Origin of the sequence: Streptomyces sp. NPDC093546, assembly GCF_044765045.1 — a bacterium.
In the GTDB taxonomy this organism is placed as follows: Bacteria; Actinomycetota; Actinomycetes; order Streptomycetales; family Streptomycetaceae; genus Streptomyces.
This window is the reverse complement of sequence record NZ_JBIWJG010000001.1, coordinates 419,034-440,521: the sequence shown is the minus strand read 5'-3', so window position 1 is coordinate 440,521 and position 21,488 is coordinate 419,034. Positions and strand designations below refer to the sequence as shown.

The following is a 21,488-nucleotide window of genomic DNA, read 5'->3' as shown; positions in this document are numbered from 1 at the left end:
GCGCGTTCCGCTGCGGAGCGTGTTCACGTGGTAGTGAGCACCTCGTTCCGCAGGGGCTCTCCCTTGGCGAAGAGGGTGAGCTGCTCGGCCAGCAGCCGCTTGGCGCGGGGCATGAAGGCGGAGGTGGAGCCGCCGACGTGGGGGCTGATCAGCACGCCGGGCGCGTGCCACAGCGGGTGTCCGGCGGGCAGCGGCTCGGGGTCGGTGACGTCCAGGGCGGCGGTGATCCGGCCGCGCTCGGTCTCGGCGAGGAGAGCGTCCGTGTCGAGGACCGGGCCGCGGGAGACGTTCACGAGGAGGGCGCCGTCCTTCATGCGGCCCAGGAACCCCGCGTCGGCGAGGTGGCGGGTCTCGGGGGTGAGCGGGGTGGCGAGGACGACCACGTCGGCCTGCGGGAGGAGCGAGGGCAGGTCGGTGAGCGCGTGCACGGGCCCGCGCTCGGTGGTGCGGGCGGAGCGCGCGACGCGCATGACCCGCGCGCACTCGAAGGGCGCGAGCCGGTCGTCGATGGCGGCGCCGATGGATCCGTACCCCACGATCAGTACGGACTTGTCCGCGAGCGCCGGGTAGAAACCGGCCCGCCACTCCTCCCGGTCCTGGCCGCGTACGAAGCCGGGGATGCCGCGCAGCGAGGCGAGGATCAGCGCCAGGGTGAGCTCGGCGGTGCTGGCCTCGTGGACGCCCTTGGCGTTGCACAGCGCCACACCGGGCCGCAGCGAGCCCAGGCCCGGGACCACGTGGTCTATTCCGGCCGAGAGGGTCTGGACGACGCGTACGGAGGTCATGGCGGCGAGCGGGCGCACCGCGATCTCGCTGCCCTTCATGTAGGGCACGACGTAGAAGACGCAGTCGGCGGGGGCGGCCGGGAAGTCCGGGCCGCCGTCCCAGAACCGGTAGGTCAGGCCGGATTCGGCGGAGGCGGGCAGGCCGTCGATCTCGTCGGCGGGAACGGGGAGCCACACGTCAGCAGTCATGGTCAGGAGGTTAGTTTGGGAAACGGCACGAGCAGGGGGTACGGGGAGTTGGAGCGCAGGACAATCGGGGCGACAGCGCTCGAGGTCGGGGCGATCGGCCTGGGCTGCATGCCGATGAGCTGGGCCTACAGCGCCTCGCAGCAGCACGGCGAGCGCTCCCTGCGCACCGTGCACGCCGCGCTCGACGCCGGTGTGACCCTGCTCGACACGGCCGACATGTACGGGCCCTTCACCAATGAGCTGCTACTGGGGCGGGTACTTAAGGAGCGGCGGGCGGACGCCTTCGTGTCGACGAAGTGCGGACTGCTGGTGGGCGACCAGCACATCGTGGCCAACGGCCGCCCCGGGTATGTGCGGCGGGCATGCGACGCCTCGCTGCGGCGGCTCCAGACGGACGTCATCGACCTGTACCAGCTGCACCGCGCCGATCCGGAGGTGCCCGTCGAGGAGACGTGGGGCGCGATGGCGGAGCTGGTGACGGCCGGGAAGGTGCGGGCGCTGGGGCTGTGCGCGATGGCGGTGCGGTCGAGGCGGCGCGGGGCGGGCGGTCCGGGTGCGGACCTCTATGACGGAACGATTCGCCAGCTGGAGCGGGTGCAGCAGGTCTTCCCGGTGAGCGCCGTGCAGGCGGAGCTGTCGGTGTGGTCGCCGGAGGCGCTGCGGCGGCTGCTGCCGTGGTGCGAGGCGCGGGGTGTGGGGTTCCTGGCGGCGATGCCGCTGGGCAACGGCTTCCTGACCGGGACGCTGACGCCGGGCGGCGGTTTCGAGCCGGAGGACCTGCGGGCCCGGCACCCGCGGTTCACGGCCGAGATGATGGCGGCGAACCAGCCGGTGGTGGCGGGCCTGCGCAGGGTCGCCGCGCGGCACGGCGGGCCCGAGGCCGGGGTGACACCGGCGCAGGTGGCGCTGGCGTGGGCGCTGTCGCGGGGGCGGCACGTGGTGCCCGTGCCGGGGACGAAGCACGAGCGGTGGGCGGTGGAGAACGCGGGCGCGGCCGCGTTGAGCCTGACGCCGCGGGACCTCGCGGAGATCGCGGCGCTGCCTCCGGCGCAGGGTTCGTGGGACTGACCGCACGCGGTGGGAACCTGATCGGCGTGGGCGGTGTATCAAGAGGTCATACAGCTCGCACCGCCGTTCTCGAAGGGATTCGTACCGTGCAACGTCCTGCTGCGACGGCCGTGTTGGCCGTGTCGGCCGCTGCCGCGCTCGTGTTCACCACCGGTTGTTCGGGGGGCGGCGGGGGCGGCCCGACGGACGGGCGGAGCGCCGCCTCCCCGGCCACGTCCCCGCCCGCCTCCCCCGGCTCCGCCGCCTCGCCGTCCCCCGCAGGGCCGCCCGCGAAGGGCACGGCGAAGGTGGTGCGGACCCTCACGGAGGGGTTGAAGTCGCCGTGGGGGCTCGCCGCGCTGCCCGACGGCGATCTGCTGGTCTCCTCGCGGGACGAGGGCACGATTACGCGCGTCGACGGGGAGAGCGGCGAGCAGACCGTGCTCGGCTCCGTGCCCGGGGTGGCCCCGGCGGGCGAGGGTGGTCTGATGGGCCTCGCGCTCTCGCCTTCGTACGCCTCCGACCACCTCGTCTACGCGTACTTCACCACCGAGTCGGACAACCGCATCGCCCGGATGCTGTACGACGAGAAGAAGCCGGCCGGTCAGCAGCTCGGCGCGCCGGACACCGTCCTGCGCGGCATCCCGAAGGGGACCGTCCACAACGGCGGGCGCATCGCCTTCGGCCCGGACAAGATGCTGTACGCGGGCACGGGCGAGACGGGGGAGACGGGCCTGGCGCAGGACAAGGCGTCCCTGGGCGGCAAGATCCTGCGGATGACGCCGGACGGGCAGCCGGTCCACGGCAACCCCTCGGCGGACTCCGTCGTCTACTCGTGGGGGCACCGCAATGTGCAGGGGCTCGCGTGGGACGCGGACAAGCGGCTGTGGGCGGCCGAGTTCGGGCAGAACACCTGGGACGAGCTGAACGCGATCCGGCCGGGCGCGAACTACGGCTGGCCGGAGGCGGAGGGCAAGGCCGGGCGGTCGGGGTTCGTCGACCCGGTGGCCGAGTGGAAGCCGGCCGAGGCCTCGCCGAGCGGGATCGCCGTCGCGGAGGGCTCGGTGTGGATGGCGGGGCTGCGGGGCGAGCGGCTGTGGCGCGTCCCGCTGGCCGGAGCGGAACCTTCCGCGCAGCCGCAGGCGTTCCTGGGAGAGGAGTACGGCCGGCTGCGCACGGTGCTGTCGGCCGGTGGGAACAGACTCTGGCTGGTCACGAGCGAGACGGACACCAGGGGCACGCCGGAGCCGGGCGACGACAAGATCCTCCTGCTGGAGGTGACCTGAGAGGCGGCAGCCAGTGTTCAACCTGATGGAGGAGCTCTTCGCACCGGGACGCAAGCACACCCGCGACGAGGAGCGCCGCCTCGCGCTCACCCGCGAGGACCTCGGGGACAACGACCCCTCGCGCGGACCGATAGACCTCTCCTCGGGCAAGGTCACGATCCGCGCCGAGGCCCCGGTGGCCGATGCCCCGGCGGAGGAGGCCCGGTAGTCGCGCGCCGGAAACCGGGGAGACCGGGGAGGCCGGGCGCCCTCCGGACCTCTCCCCCCGCGGGCCTCTAGCCGAGGCGTCGCGCGAGGCGTGCCCCGGCGGCCATGGCGGCGGCCGCTGCGAACGCGGCCGTGGCGGCGAGGAGGGCCGCGCCGGTGTAGCCGAGGGCACCGGACACCGCGGCGAAGGCGTACGGGGCGATGGCGGCACCCGCGTAGAGGCCGGTCTGGACGGTGTGGCCGGCGTCCTCGGCCCGGTCGGCGACCAGCCGCAGCGTGGTGGCGAGCAGCAGTCCCGTCCAGCCCCATCCGGCGGAGAAGGCCAGCGCGGCGCCGAGGGCGAAGGCCGTCGGGGTACCGATCGCGATGAGGGCGAGGCCGGCGCCGCCGGCGAACATCATGGCGGCGATCACCGCCGGGTTGCGGCGGGGCGCGCGATCGGTGAGGGCGCCGGCGACGAGCCGGACGGCGATGGCGACCAGGGCGCTGAGCGAGAGCAGGTTCCCGATGAGCGGGGCGGGCAGCCCGGAGTGGGTGCCCAGTTGGACGAAGTACGTGGCCACCGCGTTGTTGCCGGTGGCCGACAGGGCTGCGGCCAGGGCCCACAGCGCCAATACTCCGCCGGTCGTCCCGCGTGCGGTGGTGGCGTGGGTGGGGTTGGTGTGTCGGGTGGGGTTGGCGTGTCGGGTGGGGTTGGCGTGTCGGGTGGGGTTGGCGTGTCGGGTGGAGGTGGGTTCCGGAGGCACCGCGGGCGGGACGCGGGCCAGCGGGGTGAGCGCGACCGGGGCGAGGGCGACCAGCCCGGCGATCACCATCGCCGTACGCCAGCCGTGGTCCGGGACGACCAGAGCGAGGAGCAGGCCGGGGACGAGCGTGGCCGCGCCCAGCGCCGCGCCGACCGCACCGGCGGCAAGCGAGCGCCGGTGCCCGGGGACGCGGGCGGCGATCAGCCTGCCCGCCGCGGGCTGGACGAGCCCGTTGGTCAGCCCCCCGGCCACCAGGGCCGCCGCCATGGTCGCGAGGCCGTCCGCCCCGGCTGCGATGAGCAGTACGGCGGAGGCGGCCAGCGCGGCGACCGCGAGCACCACGGGCGCGGGCAGGCGGGCGGCCCCTCGCTTGGCCAGCGGCGAGCCGAGCGCGGTGGCGGCGTAGAAGGCGCTGATCGCCAGCCCGATGCCGGTACGGGAGACATGCAGGTCCCGTTCGATCGCCGGGGCGAGGACGCCGACGGTGAAGCCGGGCATCACCGTGACCGTCGCGGTCAACACGGTGGCGACGAGGCCCGGCCAGTACGTGGTGCGCGGATGCGTGGGCAGTTCGCGCGTGAGGGTGGTCGTGGTCACCGGTCGTCCCGCCGGGTCAGGCGTCCAGGGCGCGCCAGGCGGGGCCGTCGCCACCGCGCCGGACCCGCCCGAACTGCACGTCGGCGAAGTGGATGCCGAAGCCGATCGTGTCGGGGCGCTCCAACTCGGCGACGAGACGGTGGCGGTGGGCCGCGGACCGGACGGGGTCGCCGTCGAAGGTCGCCGACCACTCCGGGTGGTCGACCTGGATCGGGGAGTGCAAGGCGTCGCCGAAGGCGATCAACCGCTGTCCGGCCGAGGTGATGGTGTACTCGGCGTGTCCGGCGGTGTGTCCAGGGGTGATCCGTACCCGCACGCCGGGGAACACCTCCTCGCCGTCCGCCACCGTACGGACGCGGGGCGCCAGGGCGGCGACGTCCTCGTCCGCGTCGCCTTGTGCCGCCGATGCCATGTGCTGGGCCCATTCCTCTTCGGTCACCAGGTGGGTGGCGTGCGCGAAGGCGAACCGGTCCGTGCCCGGGGCGGGGTGCGAGGCCCAGCCGGTGTGGTCGGGGTGGAGGTGGGTGAAGGCCACGGCCTCGACGTCCTCGGGGCGGCGACCGAGTCGGGCCAGGCTGTCCAGGAGGGTGCCGCCGTGGATCCGGCCGCGCGGGCCCTGCGGGTCGGCCGGCCACTCGCGCGGGCCGAACCCCGCGTCGATCAGGAGAGCGCGGTCGCCGTGCTCCACCAGCAGGCCGCCGATGCTCGCCACCAGGAAGCCGGACTCGTCCAGGAGCTCCGGTCGGGCGGCCCACACGGCTTCGGTGGTGTCCGGGAGCAGATCGCGCGGCCTGAGCCGCACGGCGCCGTCCGGTACGTACGTCACCTTCACCTCGCCCAACCGCACCGAACGGATGTCCGCCGGCCGTCGCGACCGCTCGCCCCGCTCCACCATGGCGTTCGTCATCGCCCTCTCCCCTACTGGCTGTTGGTGGCGTCGCCGCTCCGCTGCGGAGCGACGACGCCACCATATACATCAAGCTAGAACCATGCAAGCTTTAATTATTCTGGCTTGATGAACTTGCTAGCATGGGCGCATGACGAAGGAGCCGGAAACGCAGCCAGAAGCACAGCAGGAGACGCGGGCCGCCGCCGAGCGCGAGCTGTGCGGTCTGGTGAACGGGCTGGCCCAGCGCATCACCGAGCACGTGCGCGAACGCGCCGTCACACTGGGTCTCACCGCGGCCCAGGCGACCGCGCTGCGAGAGATGACCGGGCCGATGACGATGCGGGAGCTCGCCGAACGCATGAGCTGCGAGCCGTCCAACGCCACCTTCGTCATCGACAAGCTGGAGAAGCAGGGCCTGGTCGAGCGCCGCGCCCACCCGACCGACCGCCGCGCCAAGCACCTCGTACTCACCGCGGAGGGCGAGGCTCTGCGGGAGCGGCTTCTTGAACTCCTCATGCGGGACTCCCCGCTGGCCGGCCTCACCGCCGAGCAGCAGGGAGTCCTCCAGGGCCTGCTCGAACAGGCCGTCACCCGCTCCTGAGCCGTCACCGGGCGCGGCGGGAGCGTGCCGCTATCCGGCGTAGGTCTCGAACTCGGCGACCCGGGGCGTGGCGGTCGAGCCGGTGATCTCGAAGGTGATCTTGCTGAGCGAGGTCCGGGGCACGGTGATGGCGCCCGCCCCGCTTCCGGAGGCCAGGACGGTGCCGGTGTCGGCGTTGAGGACCCGCCAGGTACCGATCCGGCCGGTGGCGCCCGTCGCCTCCCGGATGTTGATCAGGGACACCGTGGTCGGCGAGCCCCACTTGATCGAGACGGAGCCGGTCGCGCCGGCCGGCGACCAGTAGGTGGCCATGTCACCGTCCCGGACGTTGCCGTAGCTGGTCCCGTCGGCCTTGCTGGAGCCGTCGGAGCCGGCCCCGATGCTGAGGTTGGTCCCGCCCGGCTGGGTCGGCGTCGGCGTCGGGGTGGGAGTGGGGGTCGGGGTGGGGGTCGGCGTCGGGGTCGGGGTCGGGTTCTGCGGCGAGCAGGAGCCGTCCGACACCCGCAGGCCCTTGTTGGCGCCCGCCGTCTGGCTCACGACGCCCGGTACGCAGGAGGCCTGGTCGAGGGTGTACGCGTACGGGATGGCGACCGTGGTGTTCGACTGGGGGTTGGGGCCGGCCGGGTTGTTGTCGGTGCCGGGGCTGGACCAGGTCACGTTGTCGAAGACGTTGCCGCTCACCTGCCAGTAGCCGGCCGCGTCGGTGTAGAAGGTGCCCAGGACGTCCTTGGAGTCCTTGAAGTAGTTGTTGTCCACCTTGGCGCGGGCGCCGGCACGGGAGTTGATGCCGGAGTCGTTGAGGCGCACGTAGTGGTTGTTGTAGATGTGGGCCGTGCCGCCGCGCAGCAGCGGTGCGCGGGAGTCGATGTTCTCGTACAGGTTGTGGTGGAAGGTGACGAAGCCGTTCGAGAGGTCGCTCTCGCTGGACCCGATGAGGCCACCGCGGCCGGAGTTGCGCAGGACGCTGTAGGACAGGGTCACGTACTGGGTGTTGTCCTTCATGTCGAAGAGGCCGTCGTACCCCTCCGACTCCCCGCCCGAGGCCTCCAGGGTGACGTGGTCGACCCAGACGTTGCGGACGTTGCTCTCCATGCCGATGGCGTCACCGCCGTTGGAGAGGGGTGAGCCGGACTTCTTGACGTTCCGGACGGTCACGTTCTGGATGATGATGTTGCGGGAGTCCCGTATGTGGATGCCCAGTTGGTCGAAGACGGCGCCTCCGCCGACGCCGACGATCGTGACGTTGCTGATCTGCTTGAGCTCGATCACGCCGTCGGCGGTGCTGCAGCTGGTGCCCGACACCTTGCTGGTGTTGCCGTGGTTGATGGTGCCCTCGACCTGGATGGTGATCGGGGTGCTGCTGCTGGCCCGGCCACAGAGGGCTGCGTGGATCGCGGTTCCCGTGGTGGCCCGCACGGTCTGGCCGCCCGCACCGCCGGTGGTCCCGCCGTTCTGGGTGGCGTAGCCGGTGGCGCCGCCGGTCGCCGCCGACGCCTCGGGCACCGACAGCGTCACACCGGCCGCGGCCGCGAGGGCCGTGGTGGTCAGCGCCGCGGAGAGTCGCAGTGCGGTTGTTCGTCTCTTCCTCATCCTCGCCCGTCCCTTTGGTCGAATACCTCGCCGCGCGTTCTGTCGTGCACATGTCATGTACGCGGCCCACAGAAAGCGCTTACTAGCGGGAGAGTAGGGCTGCCTTGGTTGAACCCGCAAGGTTCGGGACGGCAGAGAAAGCGCGTGCCGACGGGCGCCGGGCGTCAGGCCGGGGTCTCTTGGAGGAGGCGGAGGCGGTGGGCCAGGGCGGCTGCCTCGCCGCGGCCGGAGACGCCCAGCTTCGCGAGGATGTTGGAGACGTGGACGCTCGCCGTCTTCGGCGAGATGAAGAGCTCCTCGGCTATCTGGCGGTTGGTCCGGCCCGCCGCCACCAGGCGCAGGACGTCCTGCTCGCGGGGCGTCAGCCCGAAACCGGGGTCCGGCTCCTCCTGCGGCTCCGCGGCGGCGACGGGCCTCGTCAGAGGGAGGCGGGCGCGGGCCGCGAGCAGTTCGAGCTCCTCGCGCAGCGGGCGGGCGCCGAGGCGGACGGCGACCGGGTGGGCCTCGCGCAGCAGCTCGGCGGCCCGGTCGCGGCCGCCGCCCTCCACGAGCAGCGCGTCGGCCCAGCGGTGGCGGGTGCGGGCGAGCTCGTACGGGCGCTCCAGGGGGCCGAAGGCGTCGGCCACCTCGGCCCACCGCTCGGCGCGGACGTGCCCCTCGGCACGGTCCAGTTCCGCGGCGAGGAAGAGGGCGTGAGCCCGCCACACGGCGACGGGCGCGGCGAGCCGCTTGGCGTGGAAGCGGATGAGCTCCAGCGCCTCGGGGCGCCCTTCGGCGGCGGCGGGCAGGCCGGAGGCGTCCGCCTCGGCGGTGGCGGCGGTGAGGAGCAGCGGCCAGGCATACCGGTAGCTGCCCGCGGTCGGGAAGCCGGGCCGGACGGTATCGGCGAACCGGGCGCGCACATCGGCGAGGCGGCCGCGCGCGGCGGCGAGGCCGAGGTCGAGCTGGGCCAGCGGCAGCAGGTACTGCATCATCGGGTCGTGCGTGCCGTACGCCTCGCGGGCGAGGGCGAGGTGCTCCTCGCAGACGGCCGGCTCGCCCCGGAGCAGGGCGAGCTGGGCGCGCTTGAGGTGGGCGCTGCCGCGCGGCTTGGGGCTGTAGGCGATGCGCTGGAGCCTGCTCACGCCCTCGCTCGCCTCGTCCCAGTGGCCCAGCGAGATCTGGGAATCGATGAGGTTGCCCAGCACCCAGCCCTCGCTGTCGAGGAGGCCGCGGGTGCGGGCGTAGTCGATGCCTTCGGTGCCGACGCGGGCCGCCTCGCGGGAGCGGCCGACGGCCTCCAGGGAGGAGGCCAGGTTGATGTAGGCGCGGCCGGCCTCGGTGCGCAGGGACAGCTCCCTGGCCCGGTCGCGTACCGCGTACATCTCGGCGAGGCCCGTCTCGATGTCACCGGCGTCGACCATGAGGCCGCCGAGGGTGAGGCGGGCGTTGAGCTCGATCGGCTCGGCCTGGACGAGCCGGGCGTACTCGACGGCCTGTTCGGCGGCGGCGAGGCTTTCGCGGCCGGGGGCGTGCAGCATGCCCCAGCCGGCGGCGACGGCCAGCACCTGGGCGTGCACGGAGGACGGCGGCAGGCCGCGCACCAGCTCCTGGGCGGTGGCGATCTCGGCCCATCCGTCGCCCCGCCCCAGGTTCGAGATGAGGCGTGAGCGCTCGGTCCAGAACCAGGCGGCGCGCAGGTGGTCGTTGTCGCCGTCGAGGAGGTGCAGCGCGCGCTTGACTATCTTCAGGGCCCGCTCGCGCTCGCCGCACAGCCGGGCGGCGACGGCGGCCTCGGCGAGCAGGTCGAGGTAGCTCAGCGGGGAGGAGTCGGGGGCGCAGCCGCAGGCGGGGTAGGCGTCGGCGTAGTCGATGGGCCGCAGGGAGGCGCGGACCTCGGCGGGGACGTCGTCCCACAACTCCATGGCGCGCTCCAGCAGCCGCAGTTGCTCGGCGTGGGCGTGGCGCTTGCGGGTCTCGGCGGCGGCCCGCAGGACGACGGGGAGGGCCTTGGTGGCGTCGTGGGCGTGGTACCAGTAGCTGGCGAGCCGGGTGGTGCGCTCGTCGGCGCGTACGAGCGCGGGGTCGGCTTCCAGTGCTTCGGCGTACCGGCGGTTGAGGCGGGAGCGCTCGCCGGGCAGCAGGTCGTCGCTGACGGCCTCGCGGACGAGGGAGTGGCGGAAGCGGTAGCCCTCGCCGTCGGGGACGGCGAGCAGGATGTTGGCGTTGACGGCGGCGCGCAGGGCCTCGATGAGGTCGTCCTCCGGCAGCCGGGCGACGGCGGCGAGGAGCCCGTACTCGACGGTGGAGCCGCCCTCCGCGACGATCCTGACGACCTTCTGGGCGTCCTCGGAGAGCCGCTCGACGCGGACGAGCAGCAGGTCGCGCAGGGAGTCGCTGAGCTCGCCGGGGGCGCCGCTCTCCCGGCAGACGACGAGCTCCTCGACGAAGAAGGCGTTGCCGTCGGAGCGGCTGAAGACGTCGTCGACGAGGGCGGGGTCGGGCTCGGCGGCGAGGATGCCGGCCAGCTGGCGGTGCACCTCGATGCGGGTGAAGCGGGCCAGCTCGATGCGGCGCACGGTGCGCATCCGGTCGAGCTCGGCGAGGAGGGGGCGCAGCGGGTGGCGGCGGTGGATGTCGTCGGAGCGGTAGGTGGCGACCACGACGAGGCGGCCGCGGTGAAGGGTGCGGAAGAGGTACGCGAGCAGGTGGCGGGTGGAGGCGTCGGCCCAGTGGAGGTCCTCCAGGGCGAGGACGACCGTGCGGTCGGCGGCGATGCGCTCCAGCAGGCGGACGGTCAGTTCGAAGAGGCGGGCGGTGCTGTCCTCGTTGTACGGCTCGTGGCCGTAGGCGTCGCCGCCGAGCTCGGGCAGCAGCCGGGCCAGCTCGCCCTCCTGGCCCTCGGCGGCGGCGGCCAGCTCCTCGGGGAGCTTGCGGCGCAGCGAGCGCAGGGCGGTGGAGAAGGGTGCGAAGGGCAGGCCGTCGGCGCCGATCTCGACGCAGCCGCCGACGGCGACGACGGCGCCTTGCCGGCCCGCCTCGCCGAGGAACTCCTCCAGCAGCCGCGTCTTGCCGACGCCGGCCTCGCCGCCGACGACCAACGCCTGCGGCTCTCCCGCGGCGGCGCGGGAGAGCGCTTCGGTGAGCGCGGTCAGTTCACCGGCTCTGCCGACGAACACCGGGCTGACGGACCTGTTTTCCACGATGCCGAGCATCGCACAGGCGTCTGACATCGCGGGTCCCGATTCCTGGAGGGGTCCGCATACCGGGACGGGCCCCGATCCCCCGACGGGGCCCGGCCTCCCGACCGCCTCCACGGGACGCGGAGTTCAGGCCGCGGGGGCGAAGCGGTCCCGCTCTCCGCCGCCGGTACTCACCCGCCCCTCGGGGCCGTGGCCGCCGGACCGGCGGCGGGAGGTACGCCGCGCCTTGCGCGCGGTGCGTGCCAGCCGCTCGGCGTCGGCCTCGCGGATGAGCGCGGCGTGGCGGTCGCGGTGCGGTTCGTACGTGAGCATCTCGGTTCTCCCTGAGTGAGGTTGAGGCGTGCTTGCCTGTGCCTCAACTCTCGCGCCCCAGGGGGCCGGCCCACATCGGGAGAGTGCCGCATCTTGGGGCCTCGGGGGGCCTTATGCCGCACCGGGTCACTGAGGGGAAGGCCTTAGATGTGCGCGAGCGGGCCGCAGAGGGGACGCGCTGCCAGCTGCTGAGGGGGCAGAGGATGCATCGGGTTCCTCCTGGGCCTTTCCGGTTGCACAGCCACGCCGACGCCGTAGCACTTGTAAGGTGATGCAGACTCAGCGTGAGGGGGCTGTTGAACAGGCCGACGGAGACACGTTAAGCACCCTTGGGGCACCGCCTGGGTGAGAGCCGGCTCAACCGCGCTCCTCAGGCGAACAACCGCACTCCCCCCAGGCTCCGATCACAGCCATGGCACCTCACCACCGCAACCGCAACGGGAGGTCACAAAGATGTCTTGGGATGAGTGGAATCAAATCAAGGCCACGGCTGGATCCCGCTCCAGCACGGCGAACATGGAACTGAACCAGGCCCCGGGTCAGGGGAGTGTGAGCGCCGATCTCGTGGTCCACGACGAAGTCCTCGGGAGGTTGGGTGATATGGCGCGCACCCTTCGAGACCAGCTGTCCAAGGACGGCGACCACGCCCGCGTAGCGACTTTCGAGGCCTCCACCGCTCTCTTCAACGATGGTCTCGACATGGGCGCCGGCCTTCTTGAAGTGCATGATGCGTGGAACACAAAGTTGGCCACCCTCAAGGAAGCCTGCGGGCACATTTCAAACCACCTCGACTACTCGCGCTCCTCGCACGGGAAGACTGAGCAGAAGATTGCTTTGGACATGAAGACAGCTGAAGGAAAGACCATGACTGTTTCCCGCATCTACGGTCTGATCAAGTAATACCCAAGCGGTCAGGAACGCCAGAGGCTCCATCGGATCAGGGAAACGGAGAGTTCAGCATGGTGACATACCAGGAACTACATGATTTAAATCTCAGCAAGCTGAAGACTGCGGTTACGCAGTGGGAGCAGATGCTGAAGAAACTGGTCGCACTCACCGATGGAGGCGACGGCGGGGTCAATGCCGCCGATCTAGAACGCAAGGCGAACGCAGCAGACTGGAAGGGCGACAACGCTACCGTCACAAAAGAGTTCACCACCACAACAGCACGCCAATTCGATGACATGGTTATCGAAGCGCGCAGCATCCACAATATCCTTCGTGACGCGGAGACGAACCTACGAAAGCACAAGGAAGACCTTCGCGTAACAGTTGAGGCATGGCTTAAAAAGAACATCTATTTCGATAACAAAGGAACGGCCCTGTACGCGGGCCCAACACGCCAACTGGAAGGCGCACCTAAACCGCCGACACAGGAAGAACTCGACACGGCACAGGCCGAGATCAACCGCATCGTGTCCGCAGCGAACGAGACCGATCGCATCACCGCCCGCGCCCTACGTCAACACGCCGACAGCAAGTACGACTTCGACGAGAAGGGTTTTAAAGGACTACAGGACGCCGATCGAAAGCAGGGCATCGAGGATGCCGATGCCTTGGTCAAGCTTGCCGCAAAGCGCGACGGGATGTCGGATTCCGAGCTCAAGCAATTCAACGAGATCAGCAAGTACCACCGGGATAACCCGGCCTTCGCTGAGCGATTCTCCACCAAGCTGGGGGCTCAAGGGACCCTGGAGTTCTGGCGTACGCTCGCCGACCCTGGCCAAGGCCGCACGCCTGCGGGTGATCGCGCCAAGATCCTCGCTTCGGTGCAGGACAACCTGGGCATCACCCTGGCCAACGCCACACGTGTCGACTCGCCCGCGATGCGAGAGTGGAAGGACAACATCATCGCGCTTGGCGACGATCGGATCCAGGGGCCCAACGGTGTGAGGAGCGCCCCGTTCGGGTTTCAGGTGCTGGGGCCGCTCATGAGCGAGGGTAAGTGGGATTCCGGATTCCTGAACAAGTACGGTGAGAAGCTGATTGACTTTGAACGGGATAAAGCAAAGGACCCAGTTCTGGGCTCCCCGGATCTACTCTGGAAGAACCAGTACAACCCGGCCCAGCTGAACTACCCGCCCGGCACCGAATCAGAGAGGGACCCGGTAGCCCACCTACTGGAAGCCCTGGGGCACAACCCCGAAGCCTCTCTCCAGTTCTTCGACGGCACGTCAGGCCGGGGCGACAAGGACGGCTTGGACGAGATCAGTAACTGGGATTACCTCGTGGACCAGGGCCACAAAGAGGCCCGAGCATGGCCGCAGGACGATGACGGGAAGACGACAGGATACCAGTTCCTGGGCCACGCACTGGAGTCCGCCACACTCGGCTATTCATACGACGACAAGACCCCGTCCATTCCCCCGATGAAGACGCCGGAGCAGATTGAGACGCGCGAGCAGCGCACCCTGCTGATGGACCGCGTTGTGGACCATTATCAAACCTCGAGCATGATCGACGACCAGGACGGAATCCGTAACAGCCTGGCCCGGATGGCGGCAGGTCACATCGACAGCCTGAATTACTCCACGGCTAACTTTGGCGGAAGCGGTGAGCGCTCCGGCCGTGACGACCTCTTCGATGCAGAAAAAAACCTGCTGCGCGACTTCGACCAGATGTCAAGTACGAGCTTCCTCAGGGCGCTCGCCACCGATAAGGAAGCATACGACACCGTTTCCGCCGCTCAGCAGATTTACAGTTCCAGCGCCATGGCCGGCCAAGGCGATGACGAGGGAGACGCCAAGCGGATCGGAATGCATAGCGTCAAGATGCATGGAATGCTGGATGAAGTGCGGAGCGAAGCAATCGGAAGTCAGTTTGCCGACGACAAGGAAAAGCGCAACCTAGAGCTCGAACAGCAGGGCGCTTGGCGTGATTTTGCCGCCTCGGCTGTTATTGGCACAGCTGTCGGGGTCGGTGCGGCTGTCGTCATCCCGACCGGTGCAGCGGCGGCTATCGCCGTCCCCCTCGCCTTCGAGGTTGCGGGTGGTGCAGCCGAAACCTACTTTGAAACCCAAACGATGGAATGGCTGAAGGAAAACGAGTACGACAACTCGGACGACTCGGTCAAGGGAATCGACCAGGCGCGACAGGAAGGTGAACACAACGCCATGGTGCCGCTCCTGAACTGGGCCGCGTCGCGCGGAATGTCCTCGGACGAGATATGGGATCTCGTGGTCGCGGCGGAGAAGGAATACCAAGTCGGCAACGGCCGCACTGACACGGACAATGCGCGAGGATACTGATGCTCAGGCCTTCCGCCCTGTTCCCCCGCATCGCACTGGCCCTCGCCATGCTGACCGCCTGCAGCTCTGTCGACGAGGACCAAGAGCCGAGTGCGACCTCCTCCGCGTGTGAGGAGCTCCTCGGCTCCGCCGGGATCGAGTGGTTGCACAGCGGCACGCACGACGGGGAAAGCGTGCGGATGGGGGGCCGCCACAGCGTGGCTGCGGCAAGCTCCTTGTTTCGAGGGCAGGTCGAGAACTGGACGCCCGGCCGGAAGGGCATCCCCTCTTACGCAGAGGCCGAGGTGTGCACGGCCGCCGGCCCTGGTGGAAAGGTTGCCATCGAATACGGCCCGTCGATTCTGCCGTTCGACTCACCCATTACCGGTACCACGGGCGCGAAGCTGATCGAGACACCGGTGAGCTCTGATGTGCGGCTCCTGCAGCGAATCACCGACGGCAACGTCGAGTACGTCGTATTCGTCACCTGCAAGGTGCCCGGAACGCCGGCCGCGCAGAAGAACGACGTGCCTCTCGAAGGGATCATGTCGGACACCCTCACGGGAGACGCCAGCGCCCGCACCCACTTCCGCCACCTGCTGCACTCGGCGCAGGTCATGACCGATGCGCTCGACTGCGAGAACGACCCCACCGTCCCTGGTGAGCCCCCCGCGTCGGTGAAGTGAGCAGGGGACCGGGGAGCTACGGCACCAGCTCCCCGTCCTCGCTCGCGCGCTGGCCGGCGATCTTCGTGTGGGTGGGGTCGCGGCGTTCGGGGGTCTCGATGCTGATGCGCGGCAGCAGGCGGTCGAGCCAGCGCGGGAGCCACCAGTTGGCGCCGCCGAGCAGGTGCATGAGGGCGGGGACCAGCAGGGTGCGGAGCACGAAGGCGTCGAGGGCGACGGCGGCGGCGAGGCCGATACCGAACATCGCGATGACGCGGTCGCCGGAGAGGACGAAGGCCAGGAACACCGCGATCATGATGACGGCCGCGGAGTTGATGACCCTGCTGGTCTCGGCGAGGCCGACGCGGACGGCGCGCCGGTTGTCGCCGGTCTCCAGCCACTCCTCGTACATCCGGCTGACCAGGAAGACCTGGTAGTCCATGGAGAGTCCGAAGAGGACCGAGACGGCGATCACCGGGAGGAAGGGTTCGATGGGGCCGGCCCGGCCGAGGCCGAGGAGTTCGCTGCCCCAGCCCCACTGGAAGATCGCGACGACGATGCCGAAGGCGGCGGCGACGGCGGCGATGTTCATCGCGGCGGCCTTGAGGGGGATCCCCAGGGAGCGGAAGGCGAGCAGGAGCAGCAGGCAGCCGAGCGCGATGACCACGCCGACGAAGAGCGGCAGCTTGCCGACGATGACCTGGGCGAAGTCGTCGTAGCCGGCGGTGACGCCGCCGACGTACACCTCCAGGGAGGTGCCGTGCTCGGCGCGCGGCAGGACCTCGTCGCGGAGGTGTTCGACGAGCTCGCTGGTGCGCTGGGACTGCGGCGGGGAGTCCGGTACGACGGTGAGGACGGCGGTGTGGCCGCTGCCGCTGTACGCGACCGGGCTGACCGCTTCGACGCCCTGGGTGGCGTGCAGCACCTCGGGCAGCTGGCTGAGCGCGATCCGGTCGTCGGCGCCGTCGAGCTCGGCGACCAGGGTGAGGGGTCCGTTGACGCCGGGGCCGAAGCCTTCGGCGAGCAGGTCGTACGCCTTGCGGGTGGTCGTGCCGGCCGGGTTGTTGCCCTGGTCGGAGGTGCCCAGGTGCAGGCCGAAAGTGGGCAGGGCCAGGACCAGCATGACGACGGCGGCGAGGGAGCCGAGCAGCTTGGGGTGGCGTTCGACGAACGCGGACCAGCGCGCGGCGAAGCCGGTGGGCAGCTCCGGCTGGGGGCCGTGCTCGGTGAGGCGACGGCGCTCGCGGCGCGAGAGGGCCCGCATGCCGATGAAGGACAGCAGTGCGGGCAGCAGGGTGATGGAGGCGGCGACGGTGAGGATGACGGTGAGCGACGCGGCGATGGCGACGCCGTTGAGGAAGCCGAGCCGCAGGATGAGCATGCCGAGCAGCGCGATGCACACGGTGGCGCCGGCGAAGACGACCGCCCGGCCGGTGGTGGCGACGGCGTTCTCGGCGGCTTCGGCGACCGACAGGCCGCGCTTGAGGCCCTTGCGGTGCCGGGTGACGATGAAGAGCGCGTAGTCGATGCCGACGCCGAGCCCGACGAGCATGCCGAGCATGGGGGCGAAGTCGGCGACCGTCATGGCGTGGCCGAGCAGTCCGATGCCCGCGTACGCCGTGCCGACGCCGACGATCGCGGTGGCGATGGGCAGGAGGCTGGCGGCGAGCGAGCCGAAGGCGAGGAAGAGGACGACGGCGGCGACGGCGACGCCGACCATCTCGGCGGTGTGCGAGGTGGGGGCCTCGGTGAGCGCGATGGCGCTGCCGCCGAGCTCCACCCGGACGCCGTCGGAGGCGGCCTCGCGCGCGGTGTCGACGACGGCCTGGGCCTGCTCCTTGGGGATGTCGTCGACGGGCCGGTCGAAGATGACGGTGGCGTAGGCGGTGCGGCCGTCCTCGCTGATCTGGCCGGCTGCGGCGCCGTACGGGCTGATGACGTCGGCGATGCCGGGGAGCTCGGCGACCTCGTCCAGCATGTCGGTCATGCGCTGTTCGAGAGCGGTGGCGCGGACGCTGCCGCGGTCCGTGTGCCAGACGATGGTGTCGCCGTCACCGCCGGCGCTCTGGAAGCCCTCTTCCAGGAGCGCCGCCGCGCGGCCGGACTCGGTGCCGGGGACGCCGTAGTCGTTGGAGTACGCGGGGCCCGCGGCGCTCGCGGCCGCCGTGACGCCGCCGAAGGCGAGGAGCCAGAGCAGGACGGCGACAAGGCGGTGGTTGATGCACCACCGTGCGAGGGCTGCCAACGGGTTCGCTCCCTGAGTGGTTCCAGCTCTTTATCGGGAACTGCCCGCAAAGAACGCATGACCTTCGGATAGTCACTCTGGCAGCCTAAAGTGATCGTTTGTCCGTTTCGTGGGCTTCCTCACAGCGTCGGTCGGCGGCCAGTGAGCAAGCCCACGTGCGGGGTGGGACCGGTCAGCCCGAGACGCTCGCGCGGCCGTTCTCGATGTGGCCCATGAGGCGGCGCCGGAAGCCGTCGGGGCCCGTGACCTCGATGTCGTACCAGCCGTGCGCGTCGGCGGCGGAGTGCACGACGGTACGGCTGCGGCCGGGCTTCACGGTGAGGGTGCGGGTCCAGTCGCCGAGGTCGGCCTCGTCGACGTACCCGAGCGGCCGGACGGTGAAGGCGGCCGGGGCGCTGCCGGTGTTCCGCAGGGTGAGGTGGACGTCGCGTTCTGCCGGGTCGAGGTGCGAGGTGACCTCGGCGCCGCCGGAGGCCGGGCCCGCGAACTCGCGGCGGAAGCCGTTGGGGCCGGTGATCGTGAAGCGGTAGGCGCCCCCGGGGAGCCCGGTAAGGGGCACCCTCCATTGCGCCGTACCCCTTACATCCCGGTGCTGCGGGGTGGCGAACTCGCCCGCGTACGGATAGAGGGCGAAGGGCGCGCTCGCCGCGCCGCTGTTGCTGAGCGTGACGGCCAAGGCGCCGCTCTCGACCCGCCCGTACGCGTCCGGCTGGTACGGCAGCGCGCGCGCCGGGCGCGTGCCGGGCTCCTGTACGGGCATGTGCTGGACGAGCGGGGGCTGCGGCCGCCAGCGGCCGGTGAAGGGCGGGATGGCGCCCGGCCGGTCGACCTCCGGCTGCGGCCGGCCGCGCCGGAAGTCGAAGGCGGACGTCAGGTCGCCGGTGACCCGGCGGCGCCAGGGGGTGATGTGGGGTTCCGCGACCCCGGTCCACTTCTCCAGGAAGCGGATCACCGAGGTGTGGTCGAAGACCTCGGAGCAGACGTAGCCGCCGACCGTCCAGGGCGAGACGACGAGCAGCGGCACGCGGATGCCGAGCCCGGTGGGCAGGCCCTTCCAGCGCTCGTCGGGGTCGTCGGCGGGCGGCACGGGCGGCGGGACGTGGTCGAAGAAGCCGTCGTTCTCGTCGTAGTTGATCAGCAAGACGGTGTGGCGCCAGACCTCGGGGTGGGAGGCGAGGGCGTCCAGCACCTTGTAGACCAGGGTGGCGGAGGCGATCGGGGACGAGGAGCCGGGGTGCTCGGAGTCGATGGCGGACGGGACGAGGTAGGAGACCTCGGGAAGCGCGCCGGCGGCCACGTCGGCCCGGAAGGCGTCCGCGAGCGTGCCGGTCTCGACGCGCCGCAGCCCGCGCTCGAAGAGGGAGCGCTCCTGCGGGTCGAGCGTGGCGACGCCGTCCTCCAGGGCGGCGAGCAGCCGGGCCCGCTCGGCGGCGTCGTCGGTGTCGCGCACGGCCGCGTAGAAGGACTCCATGTAGGTGTGGCCGCCGGTGGCCGCCAGCGCCTTGCGGGCGATCGCCTTGAAGGTGGTGAAGAACTCGATGTTGTTGTCGGTGAAGTTCTCCCACTCCGTGTACGTCTTCCAGGTGCGGCCCGCCGCCTCCAGGCGCTCGGCGTAGGTCGGCCACGGGTAGCCGGGGTGGGTGCCCTCGGCGTACGCGGCGTTCGTCACGGCGCGCGAGCCGTCGGCCTCGAAGCCGGTCCAGCCGGACCACAGGTGGTTGCGGTTGGGGCTGGTGGAGGTGTGGATGGAGGAGTGGTACGCGTCGCAGATGGTGAAGGTGTCCGCGAGTTCGTAGTGCAGCGGGATGTCGCGCCGGTCGTAGTACGCCATGGTGGCGGCGGTCTTCGCCGAGACCCAGCCGTCCATCCAGCCGTCGCGCCAGGCCTTGGCTCCGCCGTTCCAGGAGTGGTCGAGGTCGCCGATGTACTGGAGGTCCTTCTTCTGCGCCTCGGCGGCGTCCCGGACGGGGAACGGCAGCACGGTGCGGCCGAGCGGCGCGGGCTGCTCGAAAACCGGCCTGCCGGAGGGCAGTTCGACGGCGTTGCGGTCACCGAAGCCGCGGACGCCGCGCAGCGTGCCGAAGTAGTGGTCGAAGGAACGGTTCTCCTGCATCAGGATCACCACGTGCTGCACGGCGCGCAGCCCGCCGGCGGCCGGCTCGGCGGCGAGCGCGGCTCGCAACGACGGCGGCAGGAGCGAGCCGGCGGCAGCGGCACCGAGGGCGCCTCCCCCGAGCCCGAGCACGTTCCTGCGCGAAATCCCCCGCGGGTTCTCCGGTGACAAGCCCGACCTCCCAGTCGACGTCCCGTGGTCGCCCAATGGTCCGGGTGCGAGCCATTGAGTGGTACGGGCCGGACGGTAGTGAGGCCACGTGACCCTGGGAAGGCCCCGGGAGGGACGAAAGGTGAACGTCCAACAGGTCGCGAGGGAAGTCCAAGGAGGGGGCGGAGTCGGGGCGGCCGGGACAGCGGGGCGGCGGGTGGTTCCGTGCCGGACCATTGGCCCGGCTCGACGCGCCGCTGCCCGCCTCTGCCGATCCGGCGCAGGCGCTCGCGGCCAGTACACGCCAGTCAGGCATGATCCACGCGGCGCCGGGCAGGAGCACCTCACCCCCCACGGGACGACAACCGGTCCCGGTTGACGGCCCCGCCGCTCCGCCTTCCGGAGCGGCGGGGCCCTCGTGTTCCCGCTCGGCGTGGTTCAGCGCGGCGGATGCTCGCCCGGCCCGCTGATGTGGTCCGCCAGCGGCGTGGGCGACAGGGCGCTGTCCTCCTCACCCGGCTCCAGCAGGGTGTCCGCGGCCCCGATGATCAAGGGGTCGGGCTCTCCGACCACCTCCGGGTCCTTGCGGTCGTAGTCGATCCGCCACAGCAGGTGCCGCATGGCCTCCAGCCGCCCCCGGCGCTTGTCGTTGCTCTTGACGACCGTCCACGGCGCTTCCTCCGTGTCGGTCGCCCGGAACATGGCGACCTTCGCCTCGGTGTAGTCGTCCCACTGGTCGAGGGACGCGAGATCCGTCGGCGACAGCTTCCACTGCCGTACGGGATCCACCTGGCGGATCGCGAAACGCGTCCGCTGCTCGGCACGGGAGACCGAGAACCAGAATTTGACCAGGAGGATTCCGTCCTCCACCAGCAGCCGCTCGAATTGGGGGCACTGCCGCAGGAACAGTTCGTACTGCTCCTGCGTGCAAAACCCCATGACCTTTTCCACTCCGGCCCGGTTGTACCAGGACCGGTCGAAGAAAACGATCTCACCGGGGCCGGGAAGATGAGAGACGTAACGCTGGAAATACCACTGTCCGGCCTCCCTCTCGGTGGGTTTGTCCAGGGCGACGACCCGGGCGCCGCGGGGATTCAGGCGTTCCATGAACCGTTGTATGGTCCCGCCTTTGCCCGCGGCGTCCCGGCCTTCGCAGATCACGGCCAGCCGCCCACCGGTGTCCTTGATCCACCGCTGGAGCTTCAGCAGCTCGATCTGCAGCACGCGCTTGGTGCGCTCGTACTCCGCGCGACGCACTTTGCTGTCGTACGGGTAGTTCTCCTGCCAGGTACGGATCGGTCGCCCGTCCCCGTCGAGCAGGATGGGCTGCTCGGGCCGGCTGTCGTCGACGGTCAGCCCGTTCAGCAGCTCCTTTTCCGGGTCCACCGGAACCGCCTACCAGCGATACCAGCGCCCGCGCGTTCCGCTGGGTCCAGTGGAACGCATCACGAAACCGAGCAGCCACACCACGAGAACGATGACGGCTATCCACCACAGGGCCTTGAGTGCGAATCCCGCACCGAAAAGGAGCAGTGCGAGAAGAAGAACGAGAAGCAAGGGAACCATTGTTTTCCACCTCCGCTCCGCCGTATGCCCCGCTCCGGCGGACGCACACGTCGGAGAGTCGACGGCAGGGCAAGGAAGAAAAACCGGCGCG

The 21,488-nt window shown here is 70.6% G+C and carries 17 protein-coding genes; 7 read left to right on the top strand and 10 right to left on the bottom strand.

Annotated features, from left to right (window positions below):
* Positions 1-23: 23 nt before the first annotated feature.
* Positions 24-974, bottom strand: coding sequence for a 2-hydroxyacid dehydrogenase (locus ACIRNI_RS01895; RefSeq protein WP_403547445.1), 951 nt, complete (start codon positions 972-974; stop codon positions 24-26).
* A gap of 48 nt (positions 975-1,022) precedes the next feature.
* On the opposite strand from ACIRNI_RS01895, the gene ACIRNI_RS01890 reads away from it, so the two are divergent.
* From ACIRNI_RS01890 to ACIRNI_RS01880, 3 genes are all read left to right on the top strand, one after another.
* Complete coding sequence (locus ACIRNI_RS01890; protein ID WP_355363405.1) at positions 1,023-2,042, top strand: aldo/keto reductase; 1,020 nt, start codon at positions 1,023-1,025, stop codon at positions 2,040-2,042.
* An 86-nt stretch (positions 2,043-2,128) separates the two neighbouring features.
* Entirely contained in the window at positions 2,129-3,307 is a 1,179-nt protein-coding gene (locus tag ACIRNI_RS01885) for a PQQ-dependent sugar dehydrogenase (RefSeq protein ID WP_403547443.1), read from the top strand.
* Positions 3,308-3,320: 13 nt separating this feature from the next.
* A complete protein-coding gene (locus ACIRNI_RS01880) occupies positions 3,321-3,515 on the top strand; it encodes a DUF6191 domain-containing protein (RefSeq protein ID WP_403547441.1) in 195 nt (64 codons plus the stop codon).
* A gap of 67 nt (positions 3,516-3,582) precedes the next feature.
* Here the strand turns inward: ACIRNI_RS01880 and ACIRNI_RS01875 are convergent, their stop codons facing one another.
* On the bottom strand, positions 3,583-4,857 hold the full coding sequence (locus tag ACIRNI_RS01875) for an MFS transporter (protein WP_403547439.1): 1,275 nt from the start codon (positions 4,855-4,857) through the stop codon (positions 3,583-3,585).
* Positions 4,858-4,873: 16 nt separating this feature from the next.
* Positions 4,874-5,764 carry an MBL fold metallo-hydrolase gene (locus ACIRNI_RS01870; RefSeq protein WP_403547438.1) on the bottom strand — a complete coding sequence of 297 codons (891 nt, stop codon included), beginning with the start codon at positions 5,762-5,764 and terminating at the stop codon, positions 4,874-4,876.
* A gap of 130 nt (positions 5,765-5,894) precedes the next feature.
* Here ACIRNI_RS01870 and ACIRNI_RS01865 point away from each other — a divergent pair, with 130 nt between their 5' ends.
* The gene (locus ACIRNI_RS01865; RefSeq protein WP_403547436.1) at positions 5,895-6,347 is read left to right on the top strand and encodes a MarR family winged helix-turn-helix transcriptional regulator; all 453 of its coding nucleotides are present in this window, start codon (positions 5,895-5,897) and stop codon (positions 6,345-6,347) included.
* A 30-nt stretch (positions 6,348-6,377) separates the two neighbouring features.
* Here ACIRNI_RS01865 and ACIRNI_RS01860 read toward each other — a convergent pair whose 3' ends face one another.
* The 3 genes from ACIRNI_RS01860 to ACIRNI_RS01850 form a co-directional block, all read right to left on the bottom strand.
* Positions 6,378-7,937, bottom strand: a complete 1,560-nt coding sequence (locus tag ACIRNI_RS01860) for a polysaccharide lyase family 1 protein (RefSeq protein WP_403547434.1) — start codon at positions 7,935-7,937, stop codon at positions 6,378-6,380.
* 164 nt (positions 7,938-8,101) lie between these two features.
* Positions 8,102-11,131, bottom strand: coding sequence for an AAA family ATPase (locus tag ACIRNI_RS01855; protein ID WP_403547783.1), 3,030 nt, complete (start codon positions 11,129-11,131; stop codon positions 8,102-8,104).
* A 114-nt stretch (positions 11,132-11,245) separates the two neighbouring features.
* Complete coding sequence (locus ACIRNI_RS01850; RefSeq protein ID WP_403547432.1) at positions 11,246-11,431, bottom strand: hypothetical protein; 186 nt, start codon at positions 11,429-11,431, stop codon at positions 11,246-11,248.
* A gap of 453 nt (positions 11,432-11,884) precedes the next feature.
* Here ACIRNI_RS01850 and ACIRNI_RS01845 point away from each other — a divergent pair, with 453 nt between their 5' ends.
* The 3 genes from ACIRNI_RS01845 to ACIRNI_RS01835 are packed head-to-tail and all read left to right on the top strand — an operon-like array spanning position 11,885 to position 15,344.
* Entirely contained in the window at positions 11,885-12,331 is a 447-nt protein-coding gene (locus ACIRNI_RS01845) for a hypothetical protein (protein ID WP_403547430.1), read from the top strand.
* A 59-nt stretch (positions 12,332-12,390) separates the two neighbouring features.
* Positions 12,391-14,679: a hypothetical protein gene (locus tag ACIRNI_RS01840; RefSeq protein WP_403547428.1), complete on the top strand. Its 2,289-nt coding sequence runs from the start codon at positions 12,391-12,393 to the stop codon at positions 14,677-14,679.
* A complete protein-coding gene (locus ACIRNI_RS01835) occupies positions 14,679-15,344 on the top strand; it encodes a hypothetical protein (RefSeq protein WP_403547426.1) in 666 nt (221 codons plus the stop codon). The genes ACIRNI_RS01840 and ACIRNI_RS01835 overlap by 1 nt, the downstream gene beginning before the upstream one ends.
* A gap of 16 nt (positions 15,345-15,360) precedes the next feature.
* Here the strand turns inward: ACIRNI_RS01835 and ACIRNI_RS01830 are convergent, their stop codons facing one another.
* The 4 genes from ACIRNI_RS01830 to ACIRNI_RS01815 form a co-directional block, all read right to left on the bottom strand.
* Positions 15,361-17,568, bottom strand: a complete 2,208-nt coding sequence (locus ACIRNI_RS01830; RefSeq protein ID WP_403547424.1) for an MMPL family transporter — start codon at positions 17,566-17,568, stop codon at positions 15,361-15,363.
* A 172-nt stretch (positions 17,569-17,740) separates the two neighbouring features.
* The gene (locus ACIRNI_RS01825; RefSeq protein WP_403547422.1) at positions 17,741-19,852 is read right to left on the bottom strand and encodes a phosphocholine-specific phospholipase C; all 2,112 of its coding nucleotides are present in this window, start codon (positions 19,850-19,852) and stop codon (positions 17,741-17,743) included.
* A 417-nt stretch (positions 19,853-20,269) separates the two neighbouring features.
* Entirely contained in the window at positions 20,270-21,217 is a 948-nt protein-coding gene (ppk2, locus tag ACIRNI_RS01820; RefSeq protein WP_403547420.1) for a polyphosphate kinase 2, read from the bottom strand.
* Positions 21,218-21,226: 9 nt separating this feature from the next.
* On the bottom strand, positions 21,227-21,397 hold the full coding sequence (locus ACIRNI_RS01815; protein WP_355363420.1) for a DUF5670 family protein: 171 nt from the start codon (positions 21,395-21,397) through the stop codon (positions 21,227-21,229).
* Between the last annotated feature and the right edge of the window lie 91 nt (positions 21,398-21,488).

Bases quoted from the DNA above. Each gene is read 5' to 3' on its own strand.
- ACIRNI_RS01895 (WP_403547445.1), bottom strand. From the start codon at position 974: ATGACTGCTGACGTGTGGCTCCCCGTTCCCGCCGACGAGATCGACGGC.
- ACIRNI_RS01870 (WP_403547438.1), bottom strand. From the start codon at position 5,764: ATGACGAACGCCATGGTGGAGCGGGGCGAGCGGTCGCGACGGCCGGCG.
- ACIRNI_RS01865 (WP_403547436.1), top strand. From the start codon at position 5,895: ATGACGAAGGAGCCGGAAACGCAGCCAGAAGCACAGCAGGAGACGCGG.
- ACIRNI_RS01860 (WP_403547434.1), bottom strand. From the start codon at position 7,937: ATGAGGAAGAGACGAACAACCGCACTGCGACTCTCCGCGGCGCTGACC.
- ACIRNI_RS01855 (WP_403547783.1), bottom strand. From the start codon at position 11,131: ATGCTCGGCATCGTGGAAAACAGGTCCGTCAGCCCGGTGTTCGTCGGC.
- ACIRNI_RS01850 (WP_403547432.1), bottom strand. From the start codon at position 11,431: ATGCTCACGTACGAACCGCACCGCGACCGCCACGCCGCGCTCATCCGC.
- ACIRNI_RS01845 (WP_403547430.1), top strand. From the start codon at position 11,885: ATGTCTTGGGATGAGTGGAATCAAATCAAGGCCACGGCTGGATCCCGC.
- ACIRNI_RS01840 (WP_403547428.1), top strand. From the start codon at position 12,391: ATGGTGACATACCAGGAACTACATGATTTAAATCTCAGCAAGCTGAAG.
- ACIRNI_RS01835 (WP_403547426.1), top strand. From the start codon at position 14,679: ATGCTCAGGCCTTCCGCCCTGTTCCCCCGCATCGCACTGGCCCTCGCC.
- ACIRNI_RS01815 (WP_355363420.1), bottom strand. From the start codon at position 21,397: ATGGTTCCCTTGCTTCTCGTTCTTCTTCTCGCACTGCTCCTTTTCGGT.